Below are 26,459 nucleotides of genomic sequence, written 5' to 3'. Positions count from 1 at the left end.
AATATTGTATAACTGAGCCATGAGTAAGAATCCATATAGTAAACTTTTTGAGCCTGTTCAGATAGGCCCAGTTGTAACAAAAAATCGTTTTTATCAAGTTCCACATTGTTGTGGCATGGGCCATGTAAGACCTAGAGCTCATGCAGCTATGAGGGGTGTTAAAGCGAAGGGGGGCTGGGGTGTTGTTAGTACAGAAGAGGCTGAGATTCACCCAAGTTCAGATTTGGCTCCTTATGCAGAACAAAGGATTTGGGACAAAAAAGATATTCCTGCTCTCCAGCTGATGACTGATGCTGTTCACAAATACGGCGCCTTAGCAGCCATTGAACTTACTCATAGTGGCCACAATTCAACCAATCTTTTTTCAAGAATTCCAGCTATGTCGCCAAACGCACAGGCGGTGAACTTTTTATATCCAAAACAAGCAAGAAGAATGTCTAAACAAGATATTTCGAACTTCAGGGCGTGGCATAGACAAGCCGCCCTAAACGCAAAGGCTGCTGGTTTTGATATTGTTTATGTGTATGCTGGTCATGGTATGTCTGTGGCCCAGCAATTTATACTGCCCGATATGAATAACCGATCTGACGAATATGGCGGAAGTTTAGAAAATAGATTAAGACTAACAAGAGAATTACTCGAAGAAACGAAAGAGGCTATTGGAGATAGTTGTGGCATTGCTTTTAGGTTCGCTGTCGATGAGCTTAAAGGAAAAGATGGCATGCAGTTTCAAGAAGAGGGACGAGCAGTTGTTGAGCTTCTTGCAGAGCACCCCGATCTTTGGGATGTGAACGTTTCTGACTGGTCTAACGATTCTCAAACCTCACGATTTCAACCAGAAGAGGCATACCAAATGCCATATGTTGAATTTGTCAAAAGCATTACTACCAAGCCAGTGGTTGGGGTTGGAAGGCTTACTTCTCCAGATCTAATGGTTAAGCTTGTTGAAAGAGGCGCTTTGGATCTAATTGGTGCAGCGAGACCCTCTATTGCAGACCCCTATTTACCAAACAAAATAAAAGGACAAAAAACAGATCAAATTAAAGAGTGTATTGGCTGTAATATTTGTGTATCTAGTGACAACTTTACAGTTCCTATTCGCTGCACGCAAAACCCCACTATGGGGGAGGAGTGGCGAAGAGGTTGGGACCCAGAAAACATTAAACCTAAGGTTACAGATCAAAGGGCATTGGTTGTCGGCTCTGGGCCATCAGGGCTTGAGTGCACAGTTCAACTAGCAAGACGTGGTTACCAGGTGGTTCTTGCTGAGGCTGAGGGCAAACTAGGTGGGAGGGTTTTGTTCGAGTCTAGCCTAAAGGGCCTTTCAGCATGGAAAAGAGTTGTTGACAATAGGGTTCATGAGATTCTTCAGAAAAGCAACATAGAGGTTTACAAAGAGAGCAGACTTACAGCTGAACACATTAATGAGTTTGGCGTCAACAATATATTTTTGGCTACTGGCTCAAACTGGAGAAAAGATGGAATTGGAAGAAGCAGAAGGGCGCCCATTCAAGGACTGGAAAGCGTTAAAGTCTATTCTCCAGAAGAGGCTATTCAAAACTACAAAGACATTAAGGGCCCGCTTGTAATTTATGACGATGAGCAGGGCTACTTGGCTGGAGTAGTTGCAGACCATCTAAATGCCAAGAACATTGAGGTTGTTTTTGTAACGCCAGCTAGTGTTGTCTCGCCATGGACTGATTCAACTCTAGAGCAAAAAAAAGTCCAAGCATCGTTGATTAATTCTGGAGTGAAAATTATTTGTAATCAATCAATTAGCAACATAGAGGATGGAATTGCTCTGTTAGAGTGTACATATACAGGCGCCATTACAAAACTCCCTTGTGAGTCTATAGTTATGGTGACTGAGCGTATATCAGACACCGCCCTTTATGACAGCTTAATGCAAAATAATTTAGAAGGAAAAACACAATATAATATTAAAATCATTGGCGATGCTGAAGCTCCAGGGCTTATAGCTGACGCAGTTTATTTGGGGCACTTGGCAGCACAAAACTTTGAAGCAGATGAAGAAGACATCCAAAGAGGTATGTTTATGAGAGAGATGCCAAGCCTTAAATAGGCGCTGAAAACCCCTTTCTTAATTGATTTTATGAGTGATTTAGAGTAACATTGCCCTCTTTTTATGATGGCCAATTAGGATGCGAAAAACGATAGTTGCTGGAAACTGGAAAATGAATGCGAGTAAAGAGTCAGTTAATTCTCTAATTAATGGAATTCTTTCAGGCATGAGTGATGTTTCCTCTGATGTTATAGTTTGCGCCCCCTTTCCATATCTCTCACAAGTAGAGGCTTTAATCATTAATTCCGACCTAATGCTTGGTGCACAAAACTTAAATGTTAATTCAAAAGGAGCTTTTACTGGAGAGGTTAGTGCAGAAATGATCAAGGACTTTGGCGCTCAGCACGTGCTTGTTGGACATTCAGAGAGAAGAAGCCTTTATGGTGAAACAAGTACTATTGTCGCAGAAAAAACAAAAGCAGCAGTTGATGCTGGCTTAACCCCTATTCTATGTGTTGGAGAGTCTTTTGAAGAAAGAGAGTCTGGAAATACAGAGGCTGTTGTTGAAGAACAGCTTAACGCAGTGGTCGGCCTCCTAGGAATTGAGGCCTTTAATGGTATTATTGTTGCATATGAGCCAGTATGGGCTATTGGAACAGGCTTGACGGCGACACCCGAGCAGGCGCAGTCTGTTCATTTATTTATCCGCAACCTTTTAGCTGGCAGTAGTGAGAGCATTGCTCAAAACACACCCATACTTTATGGCGGAAGTATGAATGCTGGCAATGCGGCTGATTTAATTTCTTGTTCAGATATCGATGGCGGACTCATTGGAGGCGCCGCCCTTAAGGCAGAAGATTTTTTACAAATATGTAAGGCAGGTTAATATGACGTTTCAAATTATTTTAGTTATTCATGTGTTATTGGCTCTTGGCCTTGTTGGGCTAATCCTTATCCAGCATGGCAAGGGCGCAGATGCAGGGGCTGCATTTGGTTCTGGCGCAGCCGGTTCGGTTTTTGGTGCGAGAGGCGCACACTCTTTTTTATATAAACTAACCGCCGTTTTGGCTATTGGTTTTTTTGTAACAAGCATCAGTCTTGCTTACTTTGCATCAAATGAAAGAGTTGCCGCAGATCCTGAGCAAAGTATTATGACCCAAAGTGTTATGAGTGATGACGGCTTTGATTCAGATACGAGCGAAATTCCAAGCAATTAGTTTAAGCCGTCGTGGTGAAATTGGTAGACACGCAGCCTTGAGGGGGCTGTAGCGCAAGCTGTGACGGTTCGACTCCGTCCGACGGCACCACTTAATTTAACTGTAATAATGCTGTTTGTTATTGTACAATCAGCATAGTTTCTTACTCACTATTCTATGAGCCTTCTGAATAAAACCGTCCTTAAGGGGATAGGCTTGATGCTTTTGGGCATGAGCACTGTTCCTTTTTTAGATGTCTTTGCAAAACTTTTGAGTGAGGATTATTCTGTGATGCAGGTTACGTGGACCCGGTTTTTTTTCCATGCTTGCTGGTTGATACCCATAATACTATGGCAGCAAGTCCAGTGGAAGAGGGTTCCAGAGAGCTTAGGCCTTCAGTTCATGAGGGGGCTCATGTTAACCCTAGCAACGCTTTTCTTCTTTGCAGCCATAAAGTCTAACCCTATTCCTAACGCGCTGACCCTGCTTTTTATCTCTCCTTTGGTGGTAGCTATGCTTTCGCCAGCTTTATTGGGAGAGCGATTTGATTTGTTTATTGGGGCTGGAGTGGTAGTAGGGTTTTTTGGCGTAGTTGTTGTTCTGCAGCCTTCAAGTGAAGAGTTTAAGCCAAGTCTTCTTTTAGCAGTAGTTGCGGGCATTTGTTATGCTCTCTATATTATCTTTACAAAAAAACTTTCCTTTAAGGCGCCTCCCGTCCTAACTCTTTTTTATTCGGCAGTTGTTGGAATTGCAATTATGTTGCCCCTAGCTTTGTTTTCTTGGACGGCGCCCGACTTGAAGGGTATGTTGCTGGGTGCAGCCATGGGTTTTTTTGCTGCAGCATCACATTTCTTTATTATTAAAGCTTTCGAGTTCGCAAGCGCTTCTGAACTAAGTCCTTTTAATTATTTTGAAATTGTTGGTGCCATTGCTTTGAGCTACGTTGTCTTTGGTTATATTCCAAATCTTCAGGCAATTATTGGGCTTTTTGTTATTATGGGAAGTGGCCTCTTTGTGTCTTGGCGTGTTATGAAAAATAATGACGGACAAGCAGAAGACAAAGAAAAACTAATAGAGCCCCTGTAAGAAAAAGGCCTTGCACAAATGCAGCTACATGTTTTTGCTTGTGTTTTAAACAAACACCTATATATACTTCACTATAATATCTTGGCTTGAATCGACTCAAGTCTTCTAGCATCTGAATTTTAAATTATTCTATAAATATGAACTGGCGCACAAGAACTGAAAATAAATTAGAGAACTTTTCTGACTGGATTTTTGATAACGCTAAGAAAATGATCCTAGCGATTTTTGTATTAGTAGTTGCAATTGGATCTCAATTGCCTTCTCTAAAGGTGGACACAACTACTGAAGGTTTTTTGCATAAAACAGACCCAATGAGGGTTGAGTACGATGTTTTCAGAGACCAATTTGGTCGTGATGAAAAGCTAATGATCGCCGTTAAAACAAATAACATCTTTGATCTTAATTTTTTAGAAAAACTCGATAATTTTCACCATGCCTTAGAGAATGAACTGCCAAATATTAAGGCGGTCGACTCACTAATTAATGCAAGAAATACTTACGGAATTGAGGGAGAGCTTATTGTTGAGCCCTTAATAGACAGCTTGCCAAAAAATAAAGATGACCTCATTAAGCTTAAAGAAACAGTAACTAACAATAGTCTTTATGAAAACTCACTATATAGTGAAGACTTCACTATGACTACAGTGACGATTGATACAGAGACTTATTCAAGCTCAGGCGCCCCCCAAGAGACACAAAGCTTTGAGTTTGATGATGGGCTGGAGTTTGATGATGGGCTGGAGTTTGATGATGGGCTGGAGTTTGATGATGGGCTGGAGTTTGATGACGATACTCTTGGTGAGCAGAGGCTCTATTTAACTGATGCTGAAAATGACGAAATCATTGCTGAAACGCAAAGAATTATGGAGCGATTTAATGACAGTAATTTTGAGATCTACTTGTCAGGTTCTGCGGCAATTGCAGGTATTTTTAAGCAGGCGCTTATGAATGATTCGGCTGTTTTTATTAGTTTAATGATGATTGTTATCATGGTTGTTTTGTTCGCTTTATTTAGAAGGGTGTCCGGAGTCATATTGCCATTGGCCTGTGTTTCATTGACACTAATAATGACAGTGTCCCTGATGTCAATTTTTTCCGCACCATTTACTATGGCTACTCAAATCATGCCAACATTTCTTCTTGCGGTTGTGACAAGTGCGTCCATTCACTTACTGGCAGTATTTTATAAGGATTTCGCAACAACCAATGATACAAAAAAGTCTCTTAGATATGCAATGGGACACTCTGGATTGGCGATTATAATGACCTCAATTACAACTGCTGTAGGCCTGTGGTCTTTCTCGTTTTCTGGAGTGGCGCCTGTAGCAGATCTTGGTGTTTTTGCTAGTAGCGGGGTAATGGTTGGGCTTGTTTTTACATTAATCTTTCTTCCATCTTTGATTTCAGTAACCAAGTTTAGGCCAATCAAGCAAAGGACAGGAAAGGATGGCCAAACGTTTATGGATAAAGCGCTTATTGGGATCAGCGTTTTTGCAACCAGCAAGCCAAAGTTAATTGTTTCACTAAGCGCTGTTTTAATAATATGTGCAGCTATTATTGCTTCTCAACTAAGGTTTTCTCACTTCCCGCTTCAGTGGCTCCCAGAGGATAATTTTGCACGAATAGCAACAGAGGAGGTTGATAAAAACTTAAAGGGCTCCCTTACTCTAGAAGTGATTATTGATACTGAGAAAACAAACGGCCTCTATAATCCAGAAGTCTTAAGGGTTATTGATGACGTCTCTCAAAACATCAATTCGATTTCAACAGGAAATATGTTTGTTGGAAAGGTCATAAGCTACATTGATGTCATCAAAGAAACCAATAGAGCTTTAAATGAAAACCGTGATGAATACTACGCTATTCCAGACGACCCTGACCTTATTGCCCAAGAATTTTTACTGTTTGAAAGTAGCGGCAATAATGATTTAGCCAGTCTCGTTGACTCTAACTATTCTAAAGCCAGGCTAACTCTAAAAACTCCATTCATAGACTCTCTTGAGGCAAACACTTTTATTGATAATGCGCAGCTTTATCTCGACGAAAAGTTTGGCTCCTTGGCAAAAGTAACCTTTACAGGGATAGGCACCCTCATGACAGTGACCTTTGAAGAGGCTATTTATAGTAGTGCTGTGAGTTATATTTTGGCATTTTCTCTTATCGCTATATTAATGGTTTTATTGATTGGAAATATTAAGATTGGGCTCATTAGTATGATTCCTAATCTTTTGCCAATCATTATCCTTTCAACAATCATGGTGATTTTCAAAATGCCTTTAGATATGTTTACACTTTTAATTGGGGCTATTGCACTAGGCCTGGCTGTTGACGATACGGTTCACTTTATGCACAACTTCAGAAGGTATGAGTTGCAGTATAACGATGTAGACAAGGCGGTTCGTTTAACACTACTAGGAACTGGAAGAGCAATAACGCTTACATCTATTGTTCTGGCTCTTGGTTTTCTTGTGCTTACCTTTTCTCAGATGAACAACATGTTTGATTTTGGAATTTTAACCGCAAGCGCAATATTGGTTGCATTGCTAGCTGATTTTTTTCTGATGCCAGCAATTATGAAAATAATCATCAAAGACAAAACAAGCCTGTAATGAAGACATAAAAAAGGCGCTTAAAAGCGCCTTTTTTTCGAAAAAACTATGGTTGTTAGGCTTGAGCTTGCGCCATAACCTCTTCAACGAAGTTGTCTTCTTTTTTCTCTATTCCTTCGCCAACTTCATATCGAACAAACGATAAAACTTCAGAATTTTTCGATTTTACAAGGTCTCCAACAGCCATGTCTGGGTCCTTAACAAATGCCTGTCCGTAAAGGGTTACCTCGTTTACAAATTTTTTCATTCTTCCCACAATCATCTTTTCAATGATGTTATCTGGCTTGCCACTCTCTTTTGCTTGTTCAATAAAGATTGCTTTCTCCCTCTCTAGCAGTTCGCTGGAAAGCTGATCTTCACTTACACACTCAGGCCTAGAAGCGGCAATGTGCATAGCCACATCTTTAGCTAATTCAGCATCCTCAGACGAGAGCACTGCAAGCACTGCAATTCGATCACCATGTTTATAGGCGCCTAAAACACCACTATCAGTGCTTACAATTTGCACTCTTCTAACTGAAATATTTTCTCCAATCTTCGCAATAATTCCCTCTCTAGCCTCATCAACAGTTTCTCCAGAATCTAGCTTCTGGCTTACAAAGCTTTCAACTGACTCAGGCTTATTTTTGAGCGCTAGTGCACCTAAGGCTTCTACAAAATCTATAAATGCAGAGCCTTTTGTGACGAAGTCAGTTTCAGAGTTGACCTCAAGAATTGCAGCATGTTTGTTATCATCACTGATAGTAACATTCACCAATCCTTCAGAAGCAACTCGACCAGCTTTCTTTGCAGCTTTTGCAGCTCCTGAAGCGCGCATCAAGTCAATTGCTGCCTCAAGATCTGCATTGGTTTCAACGAGCGCTTTCTTGCAGTCCATCATTCCTGCACCAGTTCTTTCTCTTAATTCTTTAACTAAAGCGGCTGTGATTGCCATATTAATGTCTCCTATATAAACCGAACTTGATTACTTGTCGGCCTCAGTTTTCTTAGCTGAGGTTTTCTTTGCTGCAGGCTTTTTAGCTGCAGGCTTTTTAGTAGCCTCTTTCTTTTCTGCAGGCTTTTTAGCTGCAGGCTTTTTAGCTGCAGGTTTTTTCTCTTCAGCAGGCGCTTCCGCTTCAGTGCTTTCTTCAGAAACCTTTTTCTTTGCTGCAGGCTTTTTAGCTGCAGGTTTTTTCTCTTCAGCAGGCGCTTCCGCTTCAGTGCTTTCTTCAGAAACCTCTTTCTTTGCTGCAGGCTTTTTAGTAGCCTCTTTCTTTGCTGCAGGCTTTGTCTCAACGATAGAAGCTTTAGCCTCCAAAACCGCGTCTGCAATTTTTCTTGCATAGTATCCAATTGCTCTAATTGAATCATCATTTCCAGCTATCACATAATCGATGCCCTCAGGATTATGATTAGAGTCTACAACGCCTATAATTGGCAGGCGAAGAGTTTGAGCTTCTCTAACAGCATTTTTTTCATGACCAATGTCAACCACAAAAACAACATCAGGTATGGTGCCCAAGTCTTTAATGCCGCCAAGGCTTCTTTCTAGCTTCTCCATCTCGCGGGTCATTACTAGGGCTTCTTTCTTAGTAAATTGAGCAAAGTTTTCTTCTGCTAGAAACTCTAAATCTTTAAGTCGTTTTATAGACGCCTTGATAGTTTTGTAGTTTGTCATCATTCCGCCTAACCAGCGATGATTAACGTAAGGCATGCCGCAACGAATTGCCTCATCTTTAATTATGTTGCTTGCAGCTCTTTTTGTTCCTACAAAGAGAATTGATCCTCCTTGAGATGCAGTTTTGCTTGCAAAGTTTAGTACATCATTAAACTGGGGCAGTGTTTTTTCTAAATTGATTATGTGAACACCGTTTCGTGTTCCGTAAATATAAGGCTCCATTTTTGGGTGCCAAAAACGAGACCTGTGGCCGAAGTGAACACCGGCCTCTAACATTTTTTTCATTGACGCTTTCGCCATACATTTCTCCTGGGTTAAGACTTCCACATTGCCTATTAGCCAACCCCTTTTAAAGGGCACCCTGACTAATATTGGGGCGCTGTGTGATACATTAAATTACTGACGTTGTTAATACAATGCCGTTCCTTTTCCAGCTAAAATGCTGAAAGGCGACAATTATCCCATATTTTTTCTAAATACGCAAAGACTATTTGGCTGCCTGTTTTTCTGTGTAAGGCTTTTAGAGTATTCGACGCATCCCAAAAAAAGACTCGTTATAATTGGGCCTTTTTTCGTTTTTCCTGCGCAGTTTTTGGTTATGATAGTGCTTAGAGCTATTAAAGGGGAGGCTCAACATTATATATTTAATTGTTGTTTATGAAGATTGCGATTATTGGCAGTGGAATATCGGGCTTAACCACTGCATACCTTTTACACAAAGACCACGACATTACTGTTTTTGAAGCAAATGACTATATTGGTGGACATACCCACACACACGAAATAAGCCAGAACAACAAAATGTGGAAGGTCGATTCAGGCTTTATTGTTTACAACGAAAAAACCTACCCTAATTTCATTAAGCTTCTAAAAAAACTAAAGGTAAAGGTCCAAAAGACTACAATGGGTTTCAGTGTTAAGGCGCCATCACAAAACCTTGAGTATTCTGGGGGGTCTCTAAATACGGTTTTTGCCCAGAGACTTAATTTGTTCAAGCCAGCCTTTTTGATTATGCTGAAGGACGTTCTTCGCTTTAATCGCCTAGCTGCAAAAGAGCTTTCCAAGGCTGACGAGACAACAACTATTCTTAGTTTCTTAGAAAAACATAAGTTTAGCAAGCCCTTTGTGGAGAATTACATTATTCCAATGGGTGCGGCTATTTGGTCAACTGCAGCTAACAAAACAACGGAAATGCCCGCAGCTTTTTTCATTCGTTTTTTTAAAAACCATGGTCTTCTCCAGATATTTAATCGCCCACAATGGTTTGTTATCAAGGGCGGCTCTAAGTCCTATGTTCAAAAAATAATTGAGGGTTTTCAGGAAAAAATTCTTCTATCTAAGCCAGTAATAAAAGTAGAGCGCAACCCCTCTGAGGTCAAGATTTATTGTGAAAAAGAAGCTGATCCATTATTTTTTGATAAAGTTGTCTTTGCTACCCATAGCGACCAAGCGCTAGCATTGCTTAAGGACCCAAGCAATGATGAAAAGTCAGTTCTTGAGGCCTTGCCCTATCAAAAAAATACAGCTATAGTTCACACTGATGTGACACTAATGCCAAAAATTAAAAAAACCTGGTCAAGCTGGAATTATTTGTTGAGTGGCGACCCAAATAGACCCGTCACACTGACTTATAATATGAATATTCTTCAGTCATTGGACGCGAAACCAGACTTTTTGGTGACCCTTAACAGTTTGAACGAAATCAACCCTTCAAAAATAATCAAAAAAATTGATTATTCGCACCCCCTCTTTACGGTTAATGGAGTCCATGCTCAGAAGAAAAAAAACCAAATCAGTGGCCAAAATAATACATATTATTGTGGCGCCTACTGGGGCAATGGTTTTCATGAAGACGGAGTCAATAGTGCGCTCGATGTCTGCAAGGCTTTTGGGGTCTCGCTATGAGCCTTTCTAAAATGCATCACTTATACTGGGGAACTATTAGTCACCATAGGCATACTCCATTCAGCCGTTTTTTTAAGTACCCTATTTTTATGGCTTATATTGATATCTCTAATTTAGCCTCTGTCATGAAGCCATCTATGCTTTGGAACATCAACAAGCCTGCAATCGTTTCCTACAGGAGACAGGACTATCATGGGGACCCATCAATAGGCCTTGAAGAGGCTGTTAGAAAAACTATGCATGAAAAAACAGGTATAGAATTCAAAGGTCCAATCAGGCTTCTTACACACTTAAGATACTTTGGACACTGCTTTAATCCAGTTAGTTTTTATTACTGTTTTGATGAAAATGATAAAAAAGTTGAGGCTATAATGGCCGAAGTTACTAATACTCCATGGAAAGAAAGGCACGCATACGTTATAAATGAGCGGCTAGAGTCGAGCAGCAAACTAAGCTTTACTGCCACTCCAAAAAAACAATTCCATGTCAGCCCTTTTTGGGGAATGGACCACGAATATGAGTGGTTTTTTTCTAATCCTGAAGAGGCGTTAAATGTAATAATGAAAAACTATAAAGATGGAGAAAAGGTGTTCAATGTTGCGCTGAGCTTAAAAAGGCAAGCCTTCAGTAAGAAAGGCCTTATTAAGGCTATTCTTAGGTTTCCGTTTGCAACTATGATGGTTGTCTACAGAATACATTGGCAAGCCCTGATGCTTTTAATCAGAAGGGCTCCATTTTTTACACACCCAGATAAATTATGACAAAAGAAAAACAGTTCAAAGACAAGCTATCCGTTGACGCTCTTGCGAACAGCATTCAAGAAATGCAAAAAAGCACACGCACAACGTCTTTTTTTAAAAGCATTTTATTTAGAAAGCTAAAAAGCATTAATAGTGGTGAGCTAACCATTATTGATGGAGACCACAAACACGTTTTTGGTAATCCAGATTCTGAGTTTAAGGCAGAGCTGGAGGTTTTTTCGCAAGAGTTTTATGTTTTTTTAGGAAGTGGGGGGACAAATGGCGCTGCAGAGGCCTTCACTGCTGGATACTGGGGCTCCAACAACCTTGTCAAGTTGATACAGCTTATTATTAAAAATAAAAAAACTTTGCTTGGCCTTGAGTCTGGCTTAGCAAGACTGGCCAATCCAATTACAAAACTAATTCACAAAAAAAGACAAAATACTTTAGCTGGAAGTAAAAACAATATCTTGGCCCACTATGATTTGAGTAATGATTTTTACAAGCTTTGGCTAGATCCAACAATGACCTATTCAAGTGGAGTTTTTCTTAATAAGAGCTCAAGCATGAAAGAGGCTTCTATTGAAAAATTAGATAGAATCTGTAGAAAACTCAAGCTTAAAAACACAGACCATGTTCTTGAAATTGGCACAGGGTGGGGAAGCTTTGCAATTCATGCCGCTAAAAACTATGGCTGCAAGGTTACAACAACAACCATCTCTGATAAACAGTTTCAATATGCATCAGAGCTTATATCTAAAGAAGGCCTTGATAACAAAATAACACTTTTAAGCAAAGACTATCGAGAGCTTGAGGGTTCATTTGACAAGGTTGTTTCTATTGAAATGATAGAGGCTGTCGGCGCAGAGTACGTTCCTGGGTTCTTCGAAAAAGCATCCTCATTAATGAAAATAAATGGACTCATGCTGCTTCAAGGGATAACCTACAATGACCCCGACTTTGATTCTTACAAGAGATCAGTTGACTTTATAAGGAAGTATATTTTTCCAGGCTCATGTCTTGTTGCAATGCCACAAATATTGCAAGCCATCAAAGATAAGACTGATATGGCGATGATACACTCTGAAGACATTACTCATCATTATGCAAGAACCCTAGAGATTTGGCGAGAAGACTTTCTAGCTGTTTTGCCTCAGGTTAAAGAGCTTGGTTTTTCAGAGCCTTTTACGAGGATTTGGAATTTTTACCTGGTCTACTGTGAAGCAGGTTTTCTTGAAAACCTAATTGGAGACTTTCAGCTTGTATTTGCTAAGCCGGATTCAAGAAACACTCAAATTACATATTAACTTATGATTACTTTATTAATTAAACTTGCAGAAAAAGGGTGGTTGCCGGACTCATTAATCAGGCTCGGAATAAAGCGCCTATGCAGTCAACGCTTGGTGAAGGCAACAAGCTTTAGTGATGATGATATGGAAAAGGAGCATGCCGCATGGGTTGAAGTTTTAAAGAAAAGCCCAATTGCACTTGTTCCAGAAAAAGCAAACGAACAGCATTATGAGGTTCCGCCAAGACTCTTTGAGCTCGTGCTCGGAAAGAGGCTTAAATATAGCTCCGGCCATTGGCCAAAAGGGGTGTCTTCGCTAGATCAGTCTGAATCTGCCATGCTAGAGCTGACAACGCAGAGAGCAGAATTGGTTGATGGCCAAGATATATTAGAGTTAGGGTGCGGATGGGGGTCTTTAACGCTCTATATGGCGGAGCATTTTCCAAAAAGTAAAATTACCGCAGTTAGCAACTCTAATGACCAGAGGCTGTTTATAGAAGAGAGATGCAGACAGCTTAAGCTAGACAATGTCAGGGTTATCACTGCAGACATGAATGATTTTGAGGCTGAGGGATTGTTTGATCGAGTTGTTTCAATCGAGATGTTTGAGCATATGCGCAATTATGAAAAACTACTTGGCAGAGTTAATTTGTGGTTAAAAAAGGAAGGAAAGCTTTTTGTACATATATTTTCCCACCAAAGAGTTGCCTATCCGTTTGAAGATAATGACGATGCAGACTGGATGGCAAGGGAGTTTTTTAGCGGTGGCCAAATGCCTTCCCATAGGCTATTGATGAGCTTTCCAGGTCAAATGAAAATACAAAAAGACTGGAGAGTGAGTGGAACGCACTACGAAAAAACCTCTCTTGCTTGGCTTCAAAAAATGGACAAAAATAAAGCAGAGGTTTTAGAGCTCTTTAAGAAAACTTATGGAAAAAATGACGCCAAGTCATGGTTCCAAAGATGGCGTATTTTTTTCATGTCTTGCGAGGTTCTTTTTGGGTTTGCCCATGGCTCCGAATGGGGCGTCTCGCACTACCTTTTTGAGAAACCGCAATGATTAGAGACTTTGGCGCTATCGCTTTATGCATTTTAACGGCTTACCTTGTTGCTATAGCAGCTTCAGTTGATGGGATATTTTTTTCTGGAATTCCAATAATTCTTTTGTGTGCCATCGTCAGTTTTGTGACGCATTGGATGATTGCGGTTCCTTCGTTAATTACAAGCTCAGAAAAATATTTTGACTTTACAGGGATGGTTGCTACGCTCCTTGTTGTTTTAACTGCGATGTTTGCGCTCTTGAGTTCGGGAGCAGAAGCATCAATTCGTTCAGTATTCGTTGCCTCCTTTGTATCTGTTTGGACCTTAAGACTGGGAATATTTCTTTATAAAAGAATAGTGAAAGCGGGTGAAGACAGCAGGTTTAGAGATATAAAAAAATCGATTCCAAAGTTTTTAATGACTTGGACATTGTCAGCGCTTTGGGTCTTCTTAACGACTGTAAACGCCATTACTTTAATCGCGCTGAACCCACTTGAGCCAATTGGTATATTTTTTATCATGGGGGCTTTGTTGTGGTTATTAGGCTTTGGTTTTGAGGTGATTGCTGACAAACAAAAAAAGCACTTCAGTGAGCAGCCTAAAAATGAAGGCAGGTTTATCACCCAGGGGCTATGGTCTGTATCTCGCCATCCAAACTATTTTGGAGAAATTATTCTATGGGCTGGTATTGCAATTATCTCGCTACCATTTTTATCTGGCTGGCAGTTTGTGACTCTAGCATCTCCTGTGTTTGTGTTTCTCCTTTTGACAAGAATAAGTGGACTTCCTTTTTTAGAAGACAAGGCTGAAAAAAAATGGGGCGAAGACAAGGACTATATTGAATACAAAAAAAGAACGCCAATACTAGTCCCATTTTTTGGAAAAAAACATCAATAAATTTAACTTTACATGGCTCTTGAAACTCCTCAATACCAAGTAATCTCAGAATATAATGGATTCGAAATCCGTCGTTACAATGAAATGATAATTGCAACGACTTCAGTCCGCTCAGATTACAAGGGCTCTACATCATCTGGCTTCAGAAGAATTGCTAATTACATTTTTGGCGGCAATGACAAGGAAATGAAAATCGCTATGACTGCCCCTGTAATTACTGACTGCCCTTCTGATAATCGAGAGAGTTACAATATTTCCTTTGTGATGCCTAGCGAGCACTCATTGAAAGACCTTCCTAAGTCCAACACAGAAAATGTTTCAATCCAAAAAGAATCTTTGGGGGAGGTTGCAGTATTTCCTTTTGGGGGATGGGCGACAGAGTCTAGAAGTAAGAGTTTTCAAAAAAAATTTGCAACGCTTCTCCAGCAAAATAGTATTGAAACAAGCGGAGACTTTATGGTCGCTCAGTTTAATGCTCCTTATGTTATTTCCATATTTCGCAAAAACGAGCTTATGGTAAGAATTAATAGATAACTTTTTTTATTGGCATTTGTTGCAGACGCCATTAATCTCAACAGCCTGAGAATCATTAACAGCAAACTTATTGCTGTCAGGTAATGAGAGCTGTGCTGAAAGCTGACAAGACTCTTGAACTGATTTGCAGCTAGTACAGTGAAGCAACACATGGAAATGGTTAGTATGGCTATCATTACAAACCAAATAGGTATTGCTTGAGTCCATTTTATGAACAACACCCAATTCAATCCAAAAGTCTAAAACCCTATATATTGTACTAATATTAAATGAATGGCCTTTGTCTTTAAGGGAGTCCTTAAGGTCATAAGCAGATAGATTTTTTTTGGAGGAGCAAAGTTCGTCAATAATTGACATTCTTTGGGGTGTTGCGCTTCGTCCCGTTTCTAGACATTTAGATATTAATTCTGATCTACTAATCATGAGGGTCCTCTAGGTTATAGCTATAATCTTCATTGGCATATTCTTCGTCACTAAAATGAAGTGTTTCAATAACAGCATCAGTAATGGTATATCCACTATCTGCAAGATCAAAGCTTTGCGATCCTACAGATATTCTCCCATAAACAATTATTGGCATGTACAAATCACGAAACTTTGTAGGACTGCCAGTGACATCTACAAGTAAAGTTTGATTCAAAGGTGGAGGCGGTACATGAATACACTGCCCAGCTTCAGGAACTAGTAAAAACTTACTGATCCTAGTGCCCTGATACTCAATTGGAACCATAAACCCAGCAAGAGCAATATCCTTGCCCTCTACAGAATTGTTCAGCCTGGTTCCCTCTGCAGCCAATTTAGCTTGAAACTCTTCACTCATGTACATCTCATAAGTGAGGTCTTCGGGAATAAAATCATATGCATCATCTGGCTCAAGGCTTAGCCAGTTATTTTCTATAGTAGTCAAGTACTCATCTGTGACTACAATGGCAGAAGAGCCCAATGAGAGAAAAATTAAACTGATAACCAACAGCCTATTTATCATTTAACTCAATGCCTGATGTAAATTCTTTCTAAAAACCATCACTGCTGGAATTAAGCCGCTTAATACTCCAGACAATAAAATAATACCGAAAACTTTAATTTCATTTAGGCTAATCCATTTAAACGAGGGAGAAATACCTAAAGCCAAATTAAGCTGGTTAGTGGCGAAATAGGTAACAGCAGTAACAAGAATAATTGCACCAATTATTGCCACCAGGCCAATTACAAGTGATTCATAAATTACCATGGCGGCCAAAAATTTGGGGGAGGCCCCATTGGCCCTGTATATTGTCATTTCATGTTTTCGGTTGTCTAGACTTGCAATAATTAAGGTGACCATTGCAATAAGGCTAATTGCAATTATTATCCAGCTTAAAAGCTGAAACCCTTTGTCAACTAATCCAACTATAGACCAAAGTTCAGACAAGGCTATTCCTGGTATAACCGCGGATATCGCTTCCTCTGGATATTCTCTGATATTCTTGCTAAAGTTAAATATAGTTAGCTTTGATTTAAGACCCACAAAAGCAGCCGTAACTGTTTTTGGGTTAAGAGCTTCAGGCGGAAGAGAAGACAAGTCAATATCTTCAAGACTAAATACTTTTTTTCCGCTTTTCCAGCCTAAGTGAAGAAGCTCATAGCCCTTTAAATCGAGGAAGACAGCCTGGTCGATTGGGGTGCCTGTTTTATTAAGAACGCCGGTTACCTTAAATGAAAAGTCATCATGCTTGCTCCCTATTGACTCAATTGAGCCATGAGTGATTTGGATCTCTGAACCAATGCTGTAGTTGAGTTTTTCAGCAACATCAGAGCCTAAGGTTGCCTCAGATAGCTCAGCAAAAGGCACGCCTTTTGAGAAGGTTAGGGGCTGATTGTTTCCATACCTGATGTGTTTAAAGTAGTTTGGCTCAGTAGCCACAACTCTAAACCCTCTATGACTATCTCCTAATGCAATTGGAACCAGCCAACTAATATCGCTTCTTTGTTTGACATCATTGATAGTTTCTGTCGTAATGTTATTTGTCGGCCTGCCCAGATGGAAAACTGTATATAAAACTAATTCGAGAGAGCTAGACCTTGGGCCGATAATCGCATCAACACCAGAAATGCTTTGATTAAAACCCTCTTCTGCGCCTTGTTGAATTCTCTCAATACTGAGCAACAGAACCATCGAGGCCATTAAAGATATTGTTACAAGCGAAGTTGGAATCATTCTTGAACGCATTGATTTAAGCAAAAGACTAAGCATAGTGTTTATTAAAGTCTATTACAGAGTCAAAGTAGGGTGCTATTGAGGCATCATGACTGACCATAATAATGGCCTGTTTTGAGGCATCAAAGGTTTCCATCATCTCATTTAGAAACTTTTTAGTTGTGTCAGAATCTAGGGCGGAGGTAGGCTCGTCCGCAAGAATTAAGTCTGGTTTGCCCAGAAGAGCTCTAGCTGCTGCAACCCTTTGCTGTTGTCCAACACTTAAGCGGTTGACTGGCGTGTTTAAAACCTCTTTGTCTAGACCTAAAGAGTCTACCAGCCTATTAATTTCTTGATTTAGATTGCTAACTCTGGATTTTCTAGAATGAGAGAATCGAATACCTAATCCTATGTTTTCAGAAACACTTAAAAAGGGGATGAGGTTTAATGTTTGAAAAATATAGCCGATATGATCAGCTCTATGCCTATCCAAAAGCAGCGAGGACATTGATGAGTAATCTTGGTCATCAAATTTAATGTCACCAACCTGAAGCTGCAAGGCGCCAGCAATTAGGCTCAGTAAGGTTGTTTTACCACAACCTGAAAAACCACTAATTAATAATCTCTGCCCTCTTTCAATCTCTATTTCTGGAAATACAATTTTTTTACCCTGCTGATAATGGTATTCCAGACCTAGCGCTTGTAACATCAGACCCTCATTTAAAATATTACTTTATTAGCACCTGATTTTAGGCTCTTTGTTAGAGCTTTATTGTTTATTACCGCCTCAAAGTTTAAAGTTTCAAGTTCGCTAAATCGATCAAACGCATTGATAGTAAGGCTCTTTAACTGACTTGGATTGCTGCAAGCAAACTCATAAGATAATTCAACGTCTTTGTGATCTCCTTCTGTTGAGACGCTGTGAAGACCAGATTCAAAAGAGGTTAGATTACATCCAGCGCCTTTGGGGAATTCAAATAATTGCGAGTAATTGTTAAATGTAGCTAAAGTTTCATCTGAAACAGTTAGCTCATCATGGTCATCATGTCCTTCGTGCTCATCGTGCTCATCGTGCTCATCGTGCTCGTCATGCTCATCGTGCTCGTCATGCTCATCGTGCTCGTCATGCTCATCGTGCTCGTCATGCTCATCGTGCTCGTCATGCTCATCGTGCTCATCGTGCTCGTCATGCTCATCATGGTCATCAAGTAGCTGTACTATTGGCATTTCGTATGAAACAGCAACTTGATTTTGACTGATTACCATTGACAAATTATTTAGTCCATGGACATGCGCATTGGCGCGCCTTGCTTCTTCAGCGCTTGCAAAAGATGAAACTAATAATAAAGATAGAAAGCTGAGTTTAAACATGGGAGCCTCTTTTAAGATAAAAACAGGATAATATAACGTAAACGCAATATTATTGCAATAGTACGTAATCTATTAATTAGCTTGTGATAGCAGTTATTGTTGCAAAGTTTGAGAAATATCGAGGCAATATAAAGTCCATAAAGTGCGATACAGTCTCAGACTTTTCATTAAAAAACTCAGAAGACAGCGATTTATTATTAAGCGCATTTGATGCTTTTTCAAGACTTAATAGCATTTGCCAAGATGCTATTATGGTGCCTGCCATCATTAGCGTATCAAAAGCCAGTTTCCCAACAAGCTCCTTGTTATCAGAGCGATTCAGAATGATCGAAACTGTTTTTTCAAAATCTTCAATTGCACTGATAAAGCGCTTTAATTGAGAGCCTGAAACCATTTCTGTCAGCGTTGGATTCATTGCAAATTCACGCATATCTTCAATCAGTTCATTGGCGCCAAGCCCACTATCAGTAATGATTTTTCTGCCCACAAGGTCCATTGCTTGAATGCCATTTGTTCCCTCATAGATCGGTAAGATTCTTGCATCTCTAAGGATTTGTGCAATGCCTGTCTCCTCGACATAGCCCATTCCACCATGGCACTGAAGACTAACTGAGGCAACCTCTTGCGCAGTTTCTGTACACCAGCCTTTGACAATTGGAGTTAAAAACCCAAGCCTTCTTTCGTGCATTTCAAGGTTTTCGAGCGGGAGGCTGCTTAAGGAGTAGTCAACCTCTGCACAAGCAGCATAAGTCAGTGCTCGAGAGGCCTGTGTGATTGACTTCATGTTAGCAAGCATTCTTTGAACATCTGGATGCCTAATAATGGGCCCGGGCTCCTTAAAGCCAGGAGCAACGCCCTGAACTCGTTCATTGCAAAAATTTAGTGCCTGCTGATAGGCGCGCTCAGATACCGATACGCCCTGGAGCCCAACAGTAAGTCTTGCATTATTCATCATCGTGAACATGCACTGGATGCCTTTGTTTTCCTCGCCAATTAAATAGCCAATTGCACCACTTTCTTCACCATAACTCATGACACATGTAGGGCAGGCATGAATACCAATTTTATGTTCGATGGACAACGCTTTTAAGTCATTAGTATTGCCAAGTGTGCCATCCTCATTCACTAAAAGCTTTGGCACTAAAAATAATGAAATACCTTTAATTCCTGCTGGGGCACCTGGCAAACGCGCTAATACCAAATGAATAATATTCTCGGACATATCATGCTCACCCCAGGTGATATAAATTTTTTGTCCACGAATTAAGTAATGGTCTCCATTAGGGACAGCCTTAGTTTTAAGTGAGCCCACATCAGTACCAGCATCACCTTCAGTGAGATTCATTGTTCCACTCCACTCTCCTGAAATTAGCTTTGGAAGGTAGCGCTGTTTAAGTTCTTCGCTTGCATTCAATGTGATTGCTTCGACTGCTCCTTGAGTAAGTAGCGGGCATAGCCCCCAAGACATATTTGCAGAATGCCACATCTCTTGAACACTTGCAGCGACCACAAATGGGACGCCCTGTCCCCCATAGGTTGGCGAGAATTGCAGTGAGCCCCAGCCCCCCTCAACAAAGTGCTGATAGGCCTCTCTAAAGCCAGCTGCAGTAGTAACTTTTCCTGAGCCATCAATTTGTAAGCCTTCAGAATCACCAGGTTTATTGATTGGCTCTATCTCTTCTTTTGCAAGCTTTCCCGCAGCCTCCAGGACTGTATCAAGAATTTCAACGGTGGAGCCATCTAAACCAGTTTCATTACAAAGTTTTTCAATCTCAACAACTTCTTTTAATACAAAACCCATGTCTTCGACAGGCGCAGTATAGTTTGACATTATTCTCCTCCCAGGCTCTTTACAGCGGCCCTAAGCTCGTGTTTTTGAATCTTCCCGGTTGCAGTTTTTGGAAGCGGGCCAAAAACAATTTTTTTAGGTCGTTTAAATTTAGCCATACTGTTTTTACAAAAAGCTATAAGTTCAGCCTCAGAGGCTTCTTGATTGGGCTTGAGTTCAACAAAAGCACAGGGTACTTCGCCCCAAGTTTCGTCTGCCATTGCAACAACTGCAGCTTCACCCACTGAGGGGTGTTGGTAAAGAATATTTTCGACTTCAACCGATGAGATATTCTCTCCACCTGAAATGATAATGTCCTTTGATCTGTCTTTAATCTGTATATAGCCATCATCATAAATGACTGCTAGGTCACCACTGTGAAACCAGTCATCAGCAAAAGCTTCTTCCGTGGCCTCGGGATTATTCCAATAGCCCATCATGCAGGTGTTGCAGCGTATCACAATTTCACCAATGGTTTCTCCATCATGAGGCACGCGCTCACCAGTATCTTGATCTATCACGCTAACATCCTCAGTCATGGGAAATCTAACCCCCTGTCTTGAGCTTAGCTTTGCAAGCTCTGCCGGACTTTCATTAAGCCACGATGCTTGAGGGGCTGCTTGCAGAATGTGACCATAGGTCTCTGTAAGACCATACACATGCATTACATTAAATCCAAGCGACATCATGCTTTCTAAGACTTTCGCAGGAGGAGGGGCGCCAGCGGTCATGACTTTGATTTCCCTGTCGAATGATTTTTTTATATCTGTAGGGGCATTGGCAAGCATATTAAGCATAATTGGAGCGCCACCAAAATGAGTCACACGGTATTCATCAAGTAAGGCAAATACTTTTTCTGGGTCGAAAGACCTGAGGCAAACCACAGTTCCAGCAAGTGCAGCCATTGTCCAGGCGTGCCCCCAGCCGTTGCAGTGAAATAGAGGGACTGAGTATAGGTAGATAGGGTGGTTGGGAAGGTTCCAGCCTACCACAGTGCCCATGCTCATTAAATAAGAGCCGCGATGATGATAGACCACACCTTTTGGCTTTCCCGTTGTTCCAGATGTATAGCTTAGTGACAATGGGCTCCATTCATCGCTTGGCATGGTCCAGTTATAAAGTGGGTCGCCGTTGTCAACAAGTGACTCGTAATCTAATATGTCAGCAGAAACATCCGGAGCTGAGCTTGCAAAGGAGTCATTAATTAAAACGATTTTTGGACTCACTGAAGCAATTGAAAGCGCCTCAGAAGCAACGGCATAAAGCTCTCTATCAACGAAGAGAATTTTTGCATTGCTGTCATCAAAAATGTAGGCGATTGTTGGCGCATCAAGTCTAATATTTATCGTATTTAAAATAGCGCCCGCCATTGGAATTGAAAAATGAGACTCAAACATTTCTGGAGTGTTGAATGCTAATACTGAAATAGTGTCTCCTATTTCAATTCCGAGGCCCTTAAGGCTCGAAGCAACTCTAACACACCTTTCTCTGGTCTGACTCCAGGTGTATGACCTGTTCTCATATATGACAGACTTATAGTCGCCATAAATATCAGCGGTTCTATGTAAAAAAGAGATGGGAGTTAGGGGGACAAAATTAGCAGGATTTTTGTTCATAGGCGTAACTGTTAATTTCTTAAAGTAATGCCATTATCTAACATGGCAACAATTCTTGCTTGAGTTTCTTGGGTTTGGGCAAGCCTGATAAATGAAGAGCGCTCAGCGTTGAGAATATCTTGCTCAGAAAAAACTGTTCCAGCTGGGCACTCACCACCCGACATTACTCTACCAATCTCGGTTCCAACAGTTACATCATGCGGGGTAAGCATGCCTTTTTTATGATTTACTTCAAGCCACTCTAACATTTCTTGATAATGTTCGGCTCCTGATAGGGCAAGCGGCTCTCGTTTGGCAGCTTTTTTTGTTGCACCTATTGTTGAAAGTGCAGCATCTAATATTCGATCACGATTCATCTGAAAGGTGTCACCAGGCCTTCTCATGGATAAGGCGTCAGCTTCTTGGGGCGAGTTAGCCTTTCTTCCAAGACCGATATTCATAAATGATTTCCATGCTCCTTTCTGAGTATCGTTTAGCTTTTCTGTCCATCGATAAAGCATTTCTTTGCAGCCACCACCTGCAGGCACAACGCCAACAAAAGACTCAACTAGGCCCATCACAGAGTTAGCGTGACTGACAACATGGTCTGCATGTAATACAACCTCAAAACCACCGCCGATAGACATTCCAACAGGCGCAGCAACAACAGGGAGACTAGAGTTTCTCATTTGAAGCATAGTATTTTGAAAATAAGCAAGAAAGTCATCAAGGCCATCAAAGTCATTTTTTTCAAAACAGTTTCTAACGCTCCATAAGCTAACACCACAAGAAAAATGCTGAAAGTCATTGTGAATAATGACGCCTTTCAGGCCTTTGTTTTCAGCGGCAGTGACCGCATCAGATATCATGTCCAGGCTTTGACTATCGAGAGCGTTTGCTTTTGAGTGGAACTCTACAACAGCCGCATCCTCATATTCAAACCAACTAGCTGACTCATTTGAGTTGATTGGAGCCAAAGTTTGTCGCGCCTCTGAGAATCGAAGAACGCCTTTTGGCCTGACAATAGGTTTTAGTTCGCCAGAACTAGTGAGCGTGCTCAAGATTGAATTCGAGTTAATATAAAACTTTTTATTTGTGCTATTTTCAAGGAAGTCAGGCACATCTCTGGCGCTAGTTTTAAGCCTATTAACAAAGTAATCGATGCCAATTTCATCAATTAACTCGAAAGGCCCTTTCACCCAGTTATAGCCCAGCTTCATTGCGTCATCAATTTGGGTTACATCTTCAGTAACTTCAGGGACTAATGAGGCCGCATAGGACAAAGTTTCAGAAAGTACATCCCAGATAAAGAGGCCGTATTTGCTTTGATCGCTAATGATTGCGGCCACTCCAGTTTTTTCAGCTTCTTCTAAGAGAGAAGTTTTTAGGCGTTTATGTTCAACATAGCTTCCATTGGACAGGTCTATTACCATTTTGTCATCACCAACCTGCTTATAAAAGCCCTGATCATTTTTGTTTCCAGTTTGACCATTGGCGATCATGTTGGACACAAATTCTATGGGCGCGGCATACTTATGAAAGGCATCATTTTCTGGCAAGATGTTTTCGAGGCTTTTTGCCACATCAGCCATTAAATCAATACCAATTAGGTCATAAAGACCAAAAACTCCAGTTTTGGGAAGGCCAAGTGGCCTACCAAAAAAAGCATCAGCCTCTGTTGGAGAGAGGTTGTATTCAAATGCCTTGTGAAGGGCGCACTGAATTGCAAAAACACCCACTCTATTTGCAAGAAAGCCAGGCGTATCTGAACAAGGCACAACACCCTTACCAAGCATACTCTCGCAGAAAACATCAAGCGTGTCCATCACATCTTGTCTGGTTTGCTCACCTCTGACTAGCTCTAGGAGTCTCATGAAGCGAACCGGATTAAAGAAATGAGTAATAGCAAAGCGCTCACAAAAGTCTTGAGGCATGCCCTCAGTCAATAGACTAATTGGAATAGTTGAAGTATTCGAAGTAATGATCGCAGATTCTTTACAGGTTTCATGAAGTTTTTTGTATAGCGCCTGTTTAATATCCAGTCTTTCCACGACAGCTTCAGCAATCCAGTCACATTCATTGAGCTCATTAAAGTTATCTCTTGTGTTTCCGAGATGTATAAGCTCTTCAGCCTCTTTGCTCATAATGCCAGGCATATCAGGATCTCTGAGTCTCTCTAATCCTTTTTGGGCCAAGCTGTTTACATTTTCACCTTCAGTAGGCAGGTCTAGTAGCCAAACCTCTATTCCTGCGTTAGCAACTTGGCCAGCAATACCAGCACCCATCGTACCGGCGCCAATGACGCCAACTTTTATAATTTTATTCATGGATTTATTTTTAAGATAAATGATTTAATGGCATCCAAGGTGCTCTTTGGAGCCTCAATTGGAAGCATATGTCCCGAGCCAGAAACAGTTGTAGTTTCTGCCCCTAAAGCCTCCGCAAGTTCTAACCCAAATTTGTATGGAGTGTTTTTGTCTTCTGTTGCCACAATAACGTTTGAGGGCGCTTTAATATTTTTCGCACAGTTTATTCCGTTCTTATATTTATTACAAGCTAAGAGATCCTCAGCCAAAGGATTTGATGACATAATTTGGCGCCCAATCCCTATTGGTTGCATCCCAGGTACTGCACTACCGCCTGCATGAGATCGAGATCCAAAGCCCCACCTCAAGAGCATGTCGGCAGCTTCTTTTGTATTTTTTTGAGCCGTATCAACGAGCGATTCATTCACAGGGATTGCTGAGGCGCTCGCAACAGCAGTTAAAGATTTTAATTTGTCTTCTAAAAGAATAGCCGCTTCAAGGGCTACAAGAAAGCCTTGTGAATGACCAACCAGGTGGACGTTTTCCGCGCCCGAGTGTTTGATGGCTTTCACTAGCCATTTGCCCATACTTTCAATCGACTTAAGAGGCTCTCCTTCTGACAAGCTGTGTCCAGGCAAATCAGGCGCTAAAACAGAGAAGCCATGAAATGCAAACCATCTTGCCTGGAGCGCCCAAGACCTATGATCGAGACCACTTCCATGGACAAAAACCACTGTCGGTTTTTTTGGGTCAAAAGCGCAGCCTCCCGTAGCCACAAAAATATCTACTCCGTCAACAACAATATTCATTACGCAGTTGCCTTTTCTACTGCCTTAAGGCCAACTTTAAAATCATTGATGATGTCATTAACAGACTCGATTCCAACTGACACTCTGATTAAATCTGGGCTTGTTCCAGAAGCTTTCATTGCATCATCATCCAGTCGAGAGTGAGTCGTGCTTGCAGGGTGAAGAACGAGAGTTCTTGAGTCACCTACATTTGCTAAATTTGATGATAGCTTAAGAGAGTTAATAAATGCTGCCCCTCCTTCTCTTCCTCCTTTTACACCAAAGCATAACATTGATCCAGCGCCATTTGGAAAGAGCTCTTTTGCTATTTCGCAGGTAGGGTTTTCAGGCAGATCAGGATGGTTAACCCACATTACTGCAGATTGTTCCAGCAGCCATTTTGCGAGTTTGATTGCATTTTTAACGTGTTGGCTCATTCGAAGACTAAGAGTTTCAATGCCCTGAAGAAGTAAAAAAGCGCTGTGAGGGCTCATGGCCGGGCCAAAGTCACGCATAGACTCTGCTCTAATTTTCATTGAAAGTGCGGAGGGCCCAAACTCTTCCCAGAAGTTTATTCCATGGAATGGCTCATAAGGCGTAGTAAGCTCTGGATGTTTGTTAGCAGCACCCCAGTCAAAAGCACCACCATCAACAATGACACCTCCTACAGCAACTCCATGTCCTCCCATCCATTTTGTAACAGAATGCACTACAACATCAGCTCCATGCTCAAATGGCTTACAAAGCGCTGGTGTTGCAAATGTTGCGTCAATAACAAGAGGGAGGTTGTTTTGATGAGCAATGTTTGAAATTTTGGGCAGGTTTGATACCTCCAGTCCTGGGTTGCCAATTGATTCACAAAAGACGAGTTTTGTGTTTTCCTGTATGGCCGCTTTAAGAGCTTTTTCATCATTAATGGAGACAAAAGTACAGTCAATATTAAATCTTTTGAGGGTGTGTCTAAGAAGTGTCGCAGTTGATCCATAGATTTGTGAGGCGCTGACAATATGATCACCAGCAGAACAAAGGCTGACAAAAGTAACAAAAAGTGCACTCATGCCCGAGGCTGTACAAATTGCCCCAACACCTCCTTCTAATGCAGCAATTCGCTGCTCTAAAACGGCAACCGTAGGATTCGTCATTCTGCTATAAATATGTCCGCCCTTTTCTATATTGAAAAGTGCAGCGGCATCATCAACAGTCTCGAAAACATATGAGGTGGTTTGATAAACAGGGACAGCCCTGCTTCCAAATGAAGAGTCTGGTTCGTATCCCGAATGAAGTGATATTGTTTCAGGCCCCAAGAAAGACGACTTTCCCATAACTATTTACTTAGAAAATAAAATCAATATTTTCTCATAACTAATTGCAGCGTTGTTTTGAAATTGCCTTGGCATATGGTTTAAAAATTTAGGCCTT

At 41.0% G+C, this 26,459-nt stretch carries 23 protein-coding genes and 1 tRNA gene; 12 read left to right on the top strand and 12 right to left on the bottom strand.

Translation table 11 applies throughout. From position 1 onward, the window contains the following. Nucleotides 1–19 precede the first annotated feature (19 nt). The 6 genes from ACMAZA_RS09135 to ACMAZA_RS09110 all read left to right on the top strand — a co-directional run bounded on the left by ACMAZA_RS09135 (nucleotide 20) and on the right by ACMAZA_RS09110 (nucleotide 6,914). Nucleotides 20–2,083 carry an FAD-dependent oxidoreductase gene (locus ACMAZA_RS09135; RefSeq protein WP_435188918.1) on the top strand — a complete coding sequence of 688 codons (2,064 nt, stop codon included), beginning with the start codon at nucleotides 20–22 and terminating at the stop codon, nucleotides 2,081–2,083. A 79-nt stretch (nucleotides 2,084–2,162) separates the two neighbouring features. Then, nucleotides 2,163–2,909: a triose-phosphate isomerase gene (gene tpiA, locus ACMAZA_RS09130; RefSeq protein ID WP_435188917.1), complete on the top strand. Its 747-nt coding sequence runs from the start codon at nucleotides 2,163–2,165 to the stop codon at nucleotides 2,907–2,909. A 1-nt stretch (nucleotide 2,910) separates the two neighbouring features. Then, nucleotides 2,911–3,240, top strand: a complete 330-nt coding sequence (gene secG, locus ACMAZA_RS09125; protein WP_435188915.1) for a preprotein translocase subunit SecG — start codon at nucleotides 2,911–2,913, stop codon at nucleotides 3,238–3,240. Between the two features lie 5 nt (nucleotides 3,241–3,245). Further along, nucleotides 3,246–3,330 (top strand) — tRNA-Leu (locus ACMAZA_RS09120). A gap of 66 nt (nucleotides 3,331–3,396) precedes the next feature. Further along, nucleotides 3,397–4,305, top strand: a complete 909-nt coding sequence (locus ACMAZA_RS09115) for a DMT family transporter (protein WP_435188913.1) — start codon at nucleotides 3,397–3,399, stop codon at nucleotides 4,303–4,305. Between the two features lie 137 nt (nucleotides 4,306–4,442). Beyond that, nucleotides 4,443–6,914 carry an efflux RND transporter permease subunit gene (locus ACMAZA_RS09110; protein WP_435188911.1) on the top strand — a complete coding sequence of 824 codons (2,472 nt, stop codon included), beginning with the start codon at nucleotides 4,443–4,445 and terminating at the stop codon, nucleotides 6,912–6,914. Nucleotides 6,915–6,969: 55 nt separating this feature from the next. Here ACMAZA_RS09110 and tsf read toward each other — a convergent pair whose 3' ends face one another. Both tsf and rpsB read right to left on the bottom strand, forming a co-directional pair. Next, complete coding sequence (gene tsf, locus ACMAZA_RS09105) at nucleotides 6,970–7,848, bottom strand: translation elongation factor Ts (RefSeq protein ID WP_435188909.1); 879 nt, start codon at nucleotides 7,846–7,848, stop codon at nucleotides 6,970–6,972. 30 nt (nucleotides 7,849–7,878) lie between these two features. After that, the gene (rpsB, locus tag ACMAZA_RS09100; protein WP_435188907.1) at nucleotides 7,879–8,871 is read right to left on the bottom strand and encodes a 30S ribosomal protein S2; all 993 of its coding nucleotides are present in this window, start codon (nucleotides 8,869–8,871) and stop codon (nucleotides 7,879–7,881) included. A 357-nt stretch (nucleotides 8,872–9,228) separates the two neighbouring features. On the opposite strand from rpsB, the gene ACMAZA_RS09095 reads away from it, so the two are divergent. From ACMAZA_RS09095 to ACMAZA_RS09070, 6 genes are read left to right on the top strand one after another with little or no spacing between them, the layout of a single operon-like run. Further along, nucleotides 9,229–10,476, top strand: coding sequence for an NAD(P)/FAD-dependent oxidoreductase (locus ACMAZA_RS09095; protein ID WP_435188905.1), 1,248 nt, complete (start codon nucleotides 9,229–9,231; stop codon nucleotides 10,474–10,476). Continuing rightward, a complete protein-coding gene (locus ACMAZA_RS09090) occupies nucleotides 10,473–11,237 on the top strand; it encodes a DUF1365 domain-containing protein (RefSeq protein ID WP_435188903.1) in 765 nt (254 codons plus the stop codon). Before ACMAZA_RS09095 ends, ACMAZA_RS09090 begins: the two co-directional genes overlap by 4 nt. Next, nucleotides 11,234–12,523 (top strand): class I SAM-dependent methyltransferase, encoded by a 1,290-nt coding sequence (locus ACMAZA_RS09085; protein ID WP_435188901.1) that lies wholly within the window; start codon nucleotides 11,234–11,236, stop codon nucleotides 12,521–12,523. The genes ACMAZA_RS09090 and ACMAZA_RS09085 overlap by 4 nt, the downstream gene beginning before the upstream one ends. A 3-nt stretch (nucleotides 12,524–12,526) precedes the next feature. After that, on the top strand, nucleotides 12,527–13,564 hold the full coding sequence (locus ACMAZA_RS09080) for an SAM-dependent methyltransferase (protein ID WP_435188900.1): 1,038 nt from the start codon (nucleotides 12,527–12,529) through the stop codon (nucleotides 13,562–13,564). Beyond that, complete coding sequence (locus ACMAZA_RS09075; RefSeq protein WP_435188898.1) at nucleotides 13,561–14,442, top strand: DUF1295 domain-containing protein; 882 nt, start codon at nucleotides 13,561–13,563, stop codon at nucleotides 14,440–14,442. Before ACMAZA_RS09080 ends, ACMAZA_RS09075 begins: the two co-directional genes overlap by 4 nt. 12 nt (nucleotides 14,443–14,454) lie before the next feature. Further along, a complete protein-coding gene (locus tag ACMAZA_RS09070) occupies nucleotides 14,455–14,976 on the top strand; it encodes an SOUL family heme-binding protein (RefSeq protein ID WP_435188896.1) in 522 nt (173 codons plus the stop codon). A 6-nt stretch (nucleotides 14,977–14,982) separates the two neighbouring features. On the opposite strand, the gene ACMAZA_RS09065 is transcribed toward ACMAZA_RS09070, so the two are convergent. The 10 genes from ACMAZA_RS09065 to ACMAZA_RS09020 all read right to left on the bottom strand — a co-directional run bounded on the left by ACMAZA_RS09065 (nucleotide 14,983) and on the right by ACMAZA_RS09020 (nucleotide 26,362). After that, entirely contained in the window at nucleotides 14,983–15,399 is a 417-nt protein-coding gene (locus ACMAZA_RS09065; RefSeq protein ID WP_435188894.1) for a Fur family transcriptional regulator, read from the bottom strand. Further along, nucleotides 15,392–15,961 carry a DUF3299 domain-containing protein gene (locus ACMAZA_RS09060; protein ID WP_435188892.1) on the bottom strand — a complete coding sequence of 190 codons (570 nt, stop codon included), beginning with the start codon at nucleotides 15,959–15,961 and terminating at the stop codon, nucleotides 15,392–15,394. Before ACMAZA_RS09060 ends, ACMAZA_RS09065 begins: the two co-directional genes overlap by 8 nt. Next, a complete protein-coding gene (locus ACMAZA_RS09055; RefSeq protein WP_435188890.1) occupies nucleotides 15,962–17,209 on the bottom strand; it encodes an ABC transporter permease in 1,248 nt (415 codons plus the stop codon). Continuing rightward, the gene (locus ACMAZA_RS09050; RefSeq protein ID WP_435188888.1) at nucleotides 17,202–17,861 is read right to left on the bottom strand and encodes an ABC transporter ATP-binding protein; all 660 of its coding nucleotides are present in this window, start codon (nucleotides 17,859–17,861) and stop codon (nucleotides 17,202–17,204) included. Before ACMAZA_RS09050 ends, ACMAZA_RS09055 begins: the two co-directional genes overlap by 8 nt. Before the next feature lie 11 nt (nucleotides 17,862–17,872). After that, nucleotides 17,873–18,523: a ZrgA family zinc uptake protein gene (locus tag ACMAZA_RS09045; RefSeq protein WP_435188886.1), complete on the bottom strand. Its 651-nt coding sequence runs from the start codon at nucleotides 18,521–18,523 to the stop codon at nucleotides 17,873–17,875. Between the two features lie 76 nt (nucleotides 18,524–18,599). Next, entirely contained in the window at nucleotides 18,600–20,354 is a 1,755-nt protein-coding gene (locus tag ACMAZA_RS09040) for an acyl-CoA dehydrogenase family protein (RefSeq protein WP_435188884.1), read from the bottom strand. After that, entirely contained in the window at nucleotides 20,354–21,967 is a 1,614-nt protein-coding gene (locus ACMAZA_RS09035; RefSeq protein WP_435188882.1) for an AMP-binding protein, read from the bottom strand. Before ACMAZA_RS09035 ends, ACMAZA_RS09040 begins: the two co-directional genes overlap by 1 nt. Nucleotides 21,968–21,978: 11 nt before the next feature. Further along, nucleotides 21,979–24,273: a 3-hydroxyacyl-CoA dehydrogenase NAD-binding domain-containing protein gene (locus ACMAZA_RS09030; protein WP_435188881.1), complete on the bottom strand. Its 2,295-nt coding sequence runs from the start codon at nucleotides 24,271–24,273 to the stop codon at nucleotides 21,979–21,981. Beyond that, nucleotides 24,270–25,061: an alpha/beta fold hydrolase gene (locus ACMAZA_RS09025; protein WP_435188879.1), complete on the bottom strand. Its 792-nt coding sequence runs from the start codon at nucleotides 25,059–25,061 to the stop codon at nucleotides 24,270–24,272. The genes ACMAZA_RS09030 and ACMAZA_RS09025 overlap by 4 nt, the downstream gene beginning before the upstream one ends. Beyond that, nucleotides 25,061–26,362, bottom strand: coding sequence for an O-acetylhomoserine aminocarboxypropyltransferase/cysteine synthase family protein (locus ACMAZA_RS09020; RefSeq protein WP_435188878.1), 1,302 nt, complete (start codon nucleotides 26,360–26,362; stop codon nucleotides 25,061–25,063). Before ACMAZA_RS09020 ends, ACMAZA_RS09025 begins: the two co-directional genes overlap by 1 nt. Nucleotides 26,363–26,459 lie beyond the last annotated feature (97 nt).

The organism is Pseudothioglobus sp. nBUS_23 (assembly GCF_051201565.1).
In the GTDB taxonomy this organism is placed as follows: Bacteria; Pseudomonadota; Gammaproteobacteria; order PS1; family Pseudothioglobaceae; genus Pseudothioglobus.
Note: the sequence above shows the minus strand (reverse complement) of the source record. Positions and strands in the feature narration are given on the sequence as shown.

Coding starts and splice junctions, on each gene's coding strand:
- ACMAZA_RS09110 (WP_435188911.1), top strand. CDS start 4,443: ATGAACTGGCGCACAAGAACTGAAAATAAATTAGAGAACTTTTCTGAC.
- ACMAZA_RS09030 (WP_435188881.1), bottom strand. CDS start 24,273: ATGAATAAAATTATAAAAGTTGGCGTCATTGGCGCCGGTACGATGGGT.
- ACMAZA_RS09020 (WP_435188878.1), bottom strand. CDS start 26,362: ATGGGAAAGTCGTCTTTCTTGGGGCCTGAAACAATATCACTTCATTCG.
- secG (WP_435188915.1), top strand. CDS start 2,911: ATGACGTTTCAAATTATTTTAGTTATTCATGTGTTATTGGCTCTTGGC.
- ACMAZA_RS09090 (WP_435188903.1), top strand. CDS start 10,473: ATGAGCCTTTCTAAAATGCATCACTTATACTGGGGAACTATTAGTCAC.
- ACMAZA_RS09050 (WP_435188888.1), bottom strand. CDS start 17,861: ATGTTACAAGCGCTAGGTCTGGAATACCATTATCAGCAGGGTAAAAAA.
- ACMAZA_RS09060 (WP_435188892.1), bottom strand. CDS start 15,961: ATGATAAATAGGCTGTTGGTTATCAGTTTAATTTTTCTCTCATTGGGC.
- ACMAZA_RS09045 (WP_435188886.1), bottom strand. CDS start 18,523: ATGTTTAAACTCAGCTTTCTATCTTTATTATTAGTTTCATCTTTTGCA.
- rpsB (WP_435188907.1), bottom strand. CDS start 8,871: ATGGCGAAAGCGTCAATGAAAAAAATGTTAGAGGCCGGTGTTCACTTC.
- ACMAZA_RS09085 (WP_435188901.1), top strand. CDS start 11,234: ATGACAAAAGAAAAACAGTTCAAAGACAAGCTATCCGTTGACGCTCTT.
- ACMAZA_RS09080 (WP_435188900.1), top strand. CDS start 12,527: ATGATTACTTTATTAATTAAACTTGCAGAAAAAGGGTGGTTGCCGGAC.
- ACMAZA_RS09025 (WP_435188879.1), bottom strand. CDS start 25,061: ATGAATATTGTTGTTGACGGAGTAGATATTTTTGTGGCTACGGGAGGC.
- tpiA (WP_435188917.1), top strand. CDS start 2,163: ATGCGAAAAACGATAGTTGCTGGAAACTGGAAAATGAATGCGAGTAAA.
- ACMAZA_RS09075 (WP_435188898.1), top strand. CDS start 13,561: ATGATTAGAGACTTTGGCGCTATCGCTTTATGCATTTTAACGGCTTAC.
- ACMAZA_RS09055 (WP_435188890.1), bottom strand. CDS start 17,209: ATGCTTAGTCTTTTGCTTAAATCAATGCGTTCAAGAATGATTCCAACT.
- ACMAZA_RS09040 (WP_435188884.1), bottom strand. CDS start 20,354: ATGTCAAACTATACTGCGCCTGTCGAAGACATGGGTTTTGTATTAAAA.
- ACMAZA_RS09035 (WP_435188882.1), bottom strand. CDS start 21,967: ATGAACAAAAATCCTGCTAATTTTGTCCCCCTAACTCCCATCTCTTTT.
- ACMAZA_RS09095 (WP_435188905.1), top strand. CDS start 9,229: ATGAAGATTGCGATTATTGGCAGTGGAATATCGGGCTTAACCACTGCA.
- tsf (WP_435188909.1), bottom strand. CDS start 7,848: ATGGCAATCACAGCCGCTTTAGTTAAAGAATTAAGAGAAAGAACTGGT.
- ACMAZA_RS09135 (WP_435188918.1), top strand. CDS start 20: ATGAGTAAGAATCCATATAGTAAACTTTTTGAGCCTGTTCAGATAGGC.
- ACMAZA_RS09065 (WP_435188894.1), bottom strand. CDS start 15,399: ATGATTAGTAGATCAGAATTAATATCTAAATGTCTAGAAACGGGACGA.
- ACMAZA_RS09070 (WP_435188896.1), top strand. CDS start 14,455: ATGGCTCTTGAAACTCCTCAATACCAAGTAATCTCAGAATATAATGGA.
- ACMAZA_RS09115 (WP_435188913.1), top strand. CDS start 3,397: ATGAGCCTTCTGAATAAAACCGTCCTTAAGGGGATAGGCTTGATGCTT.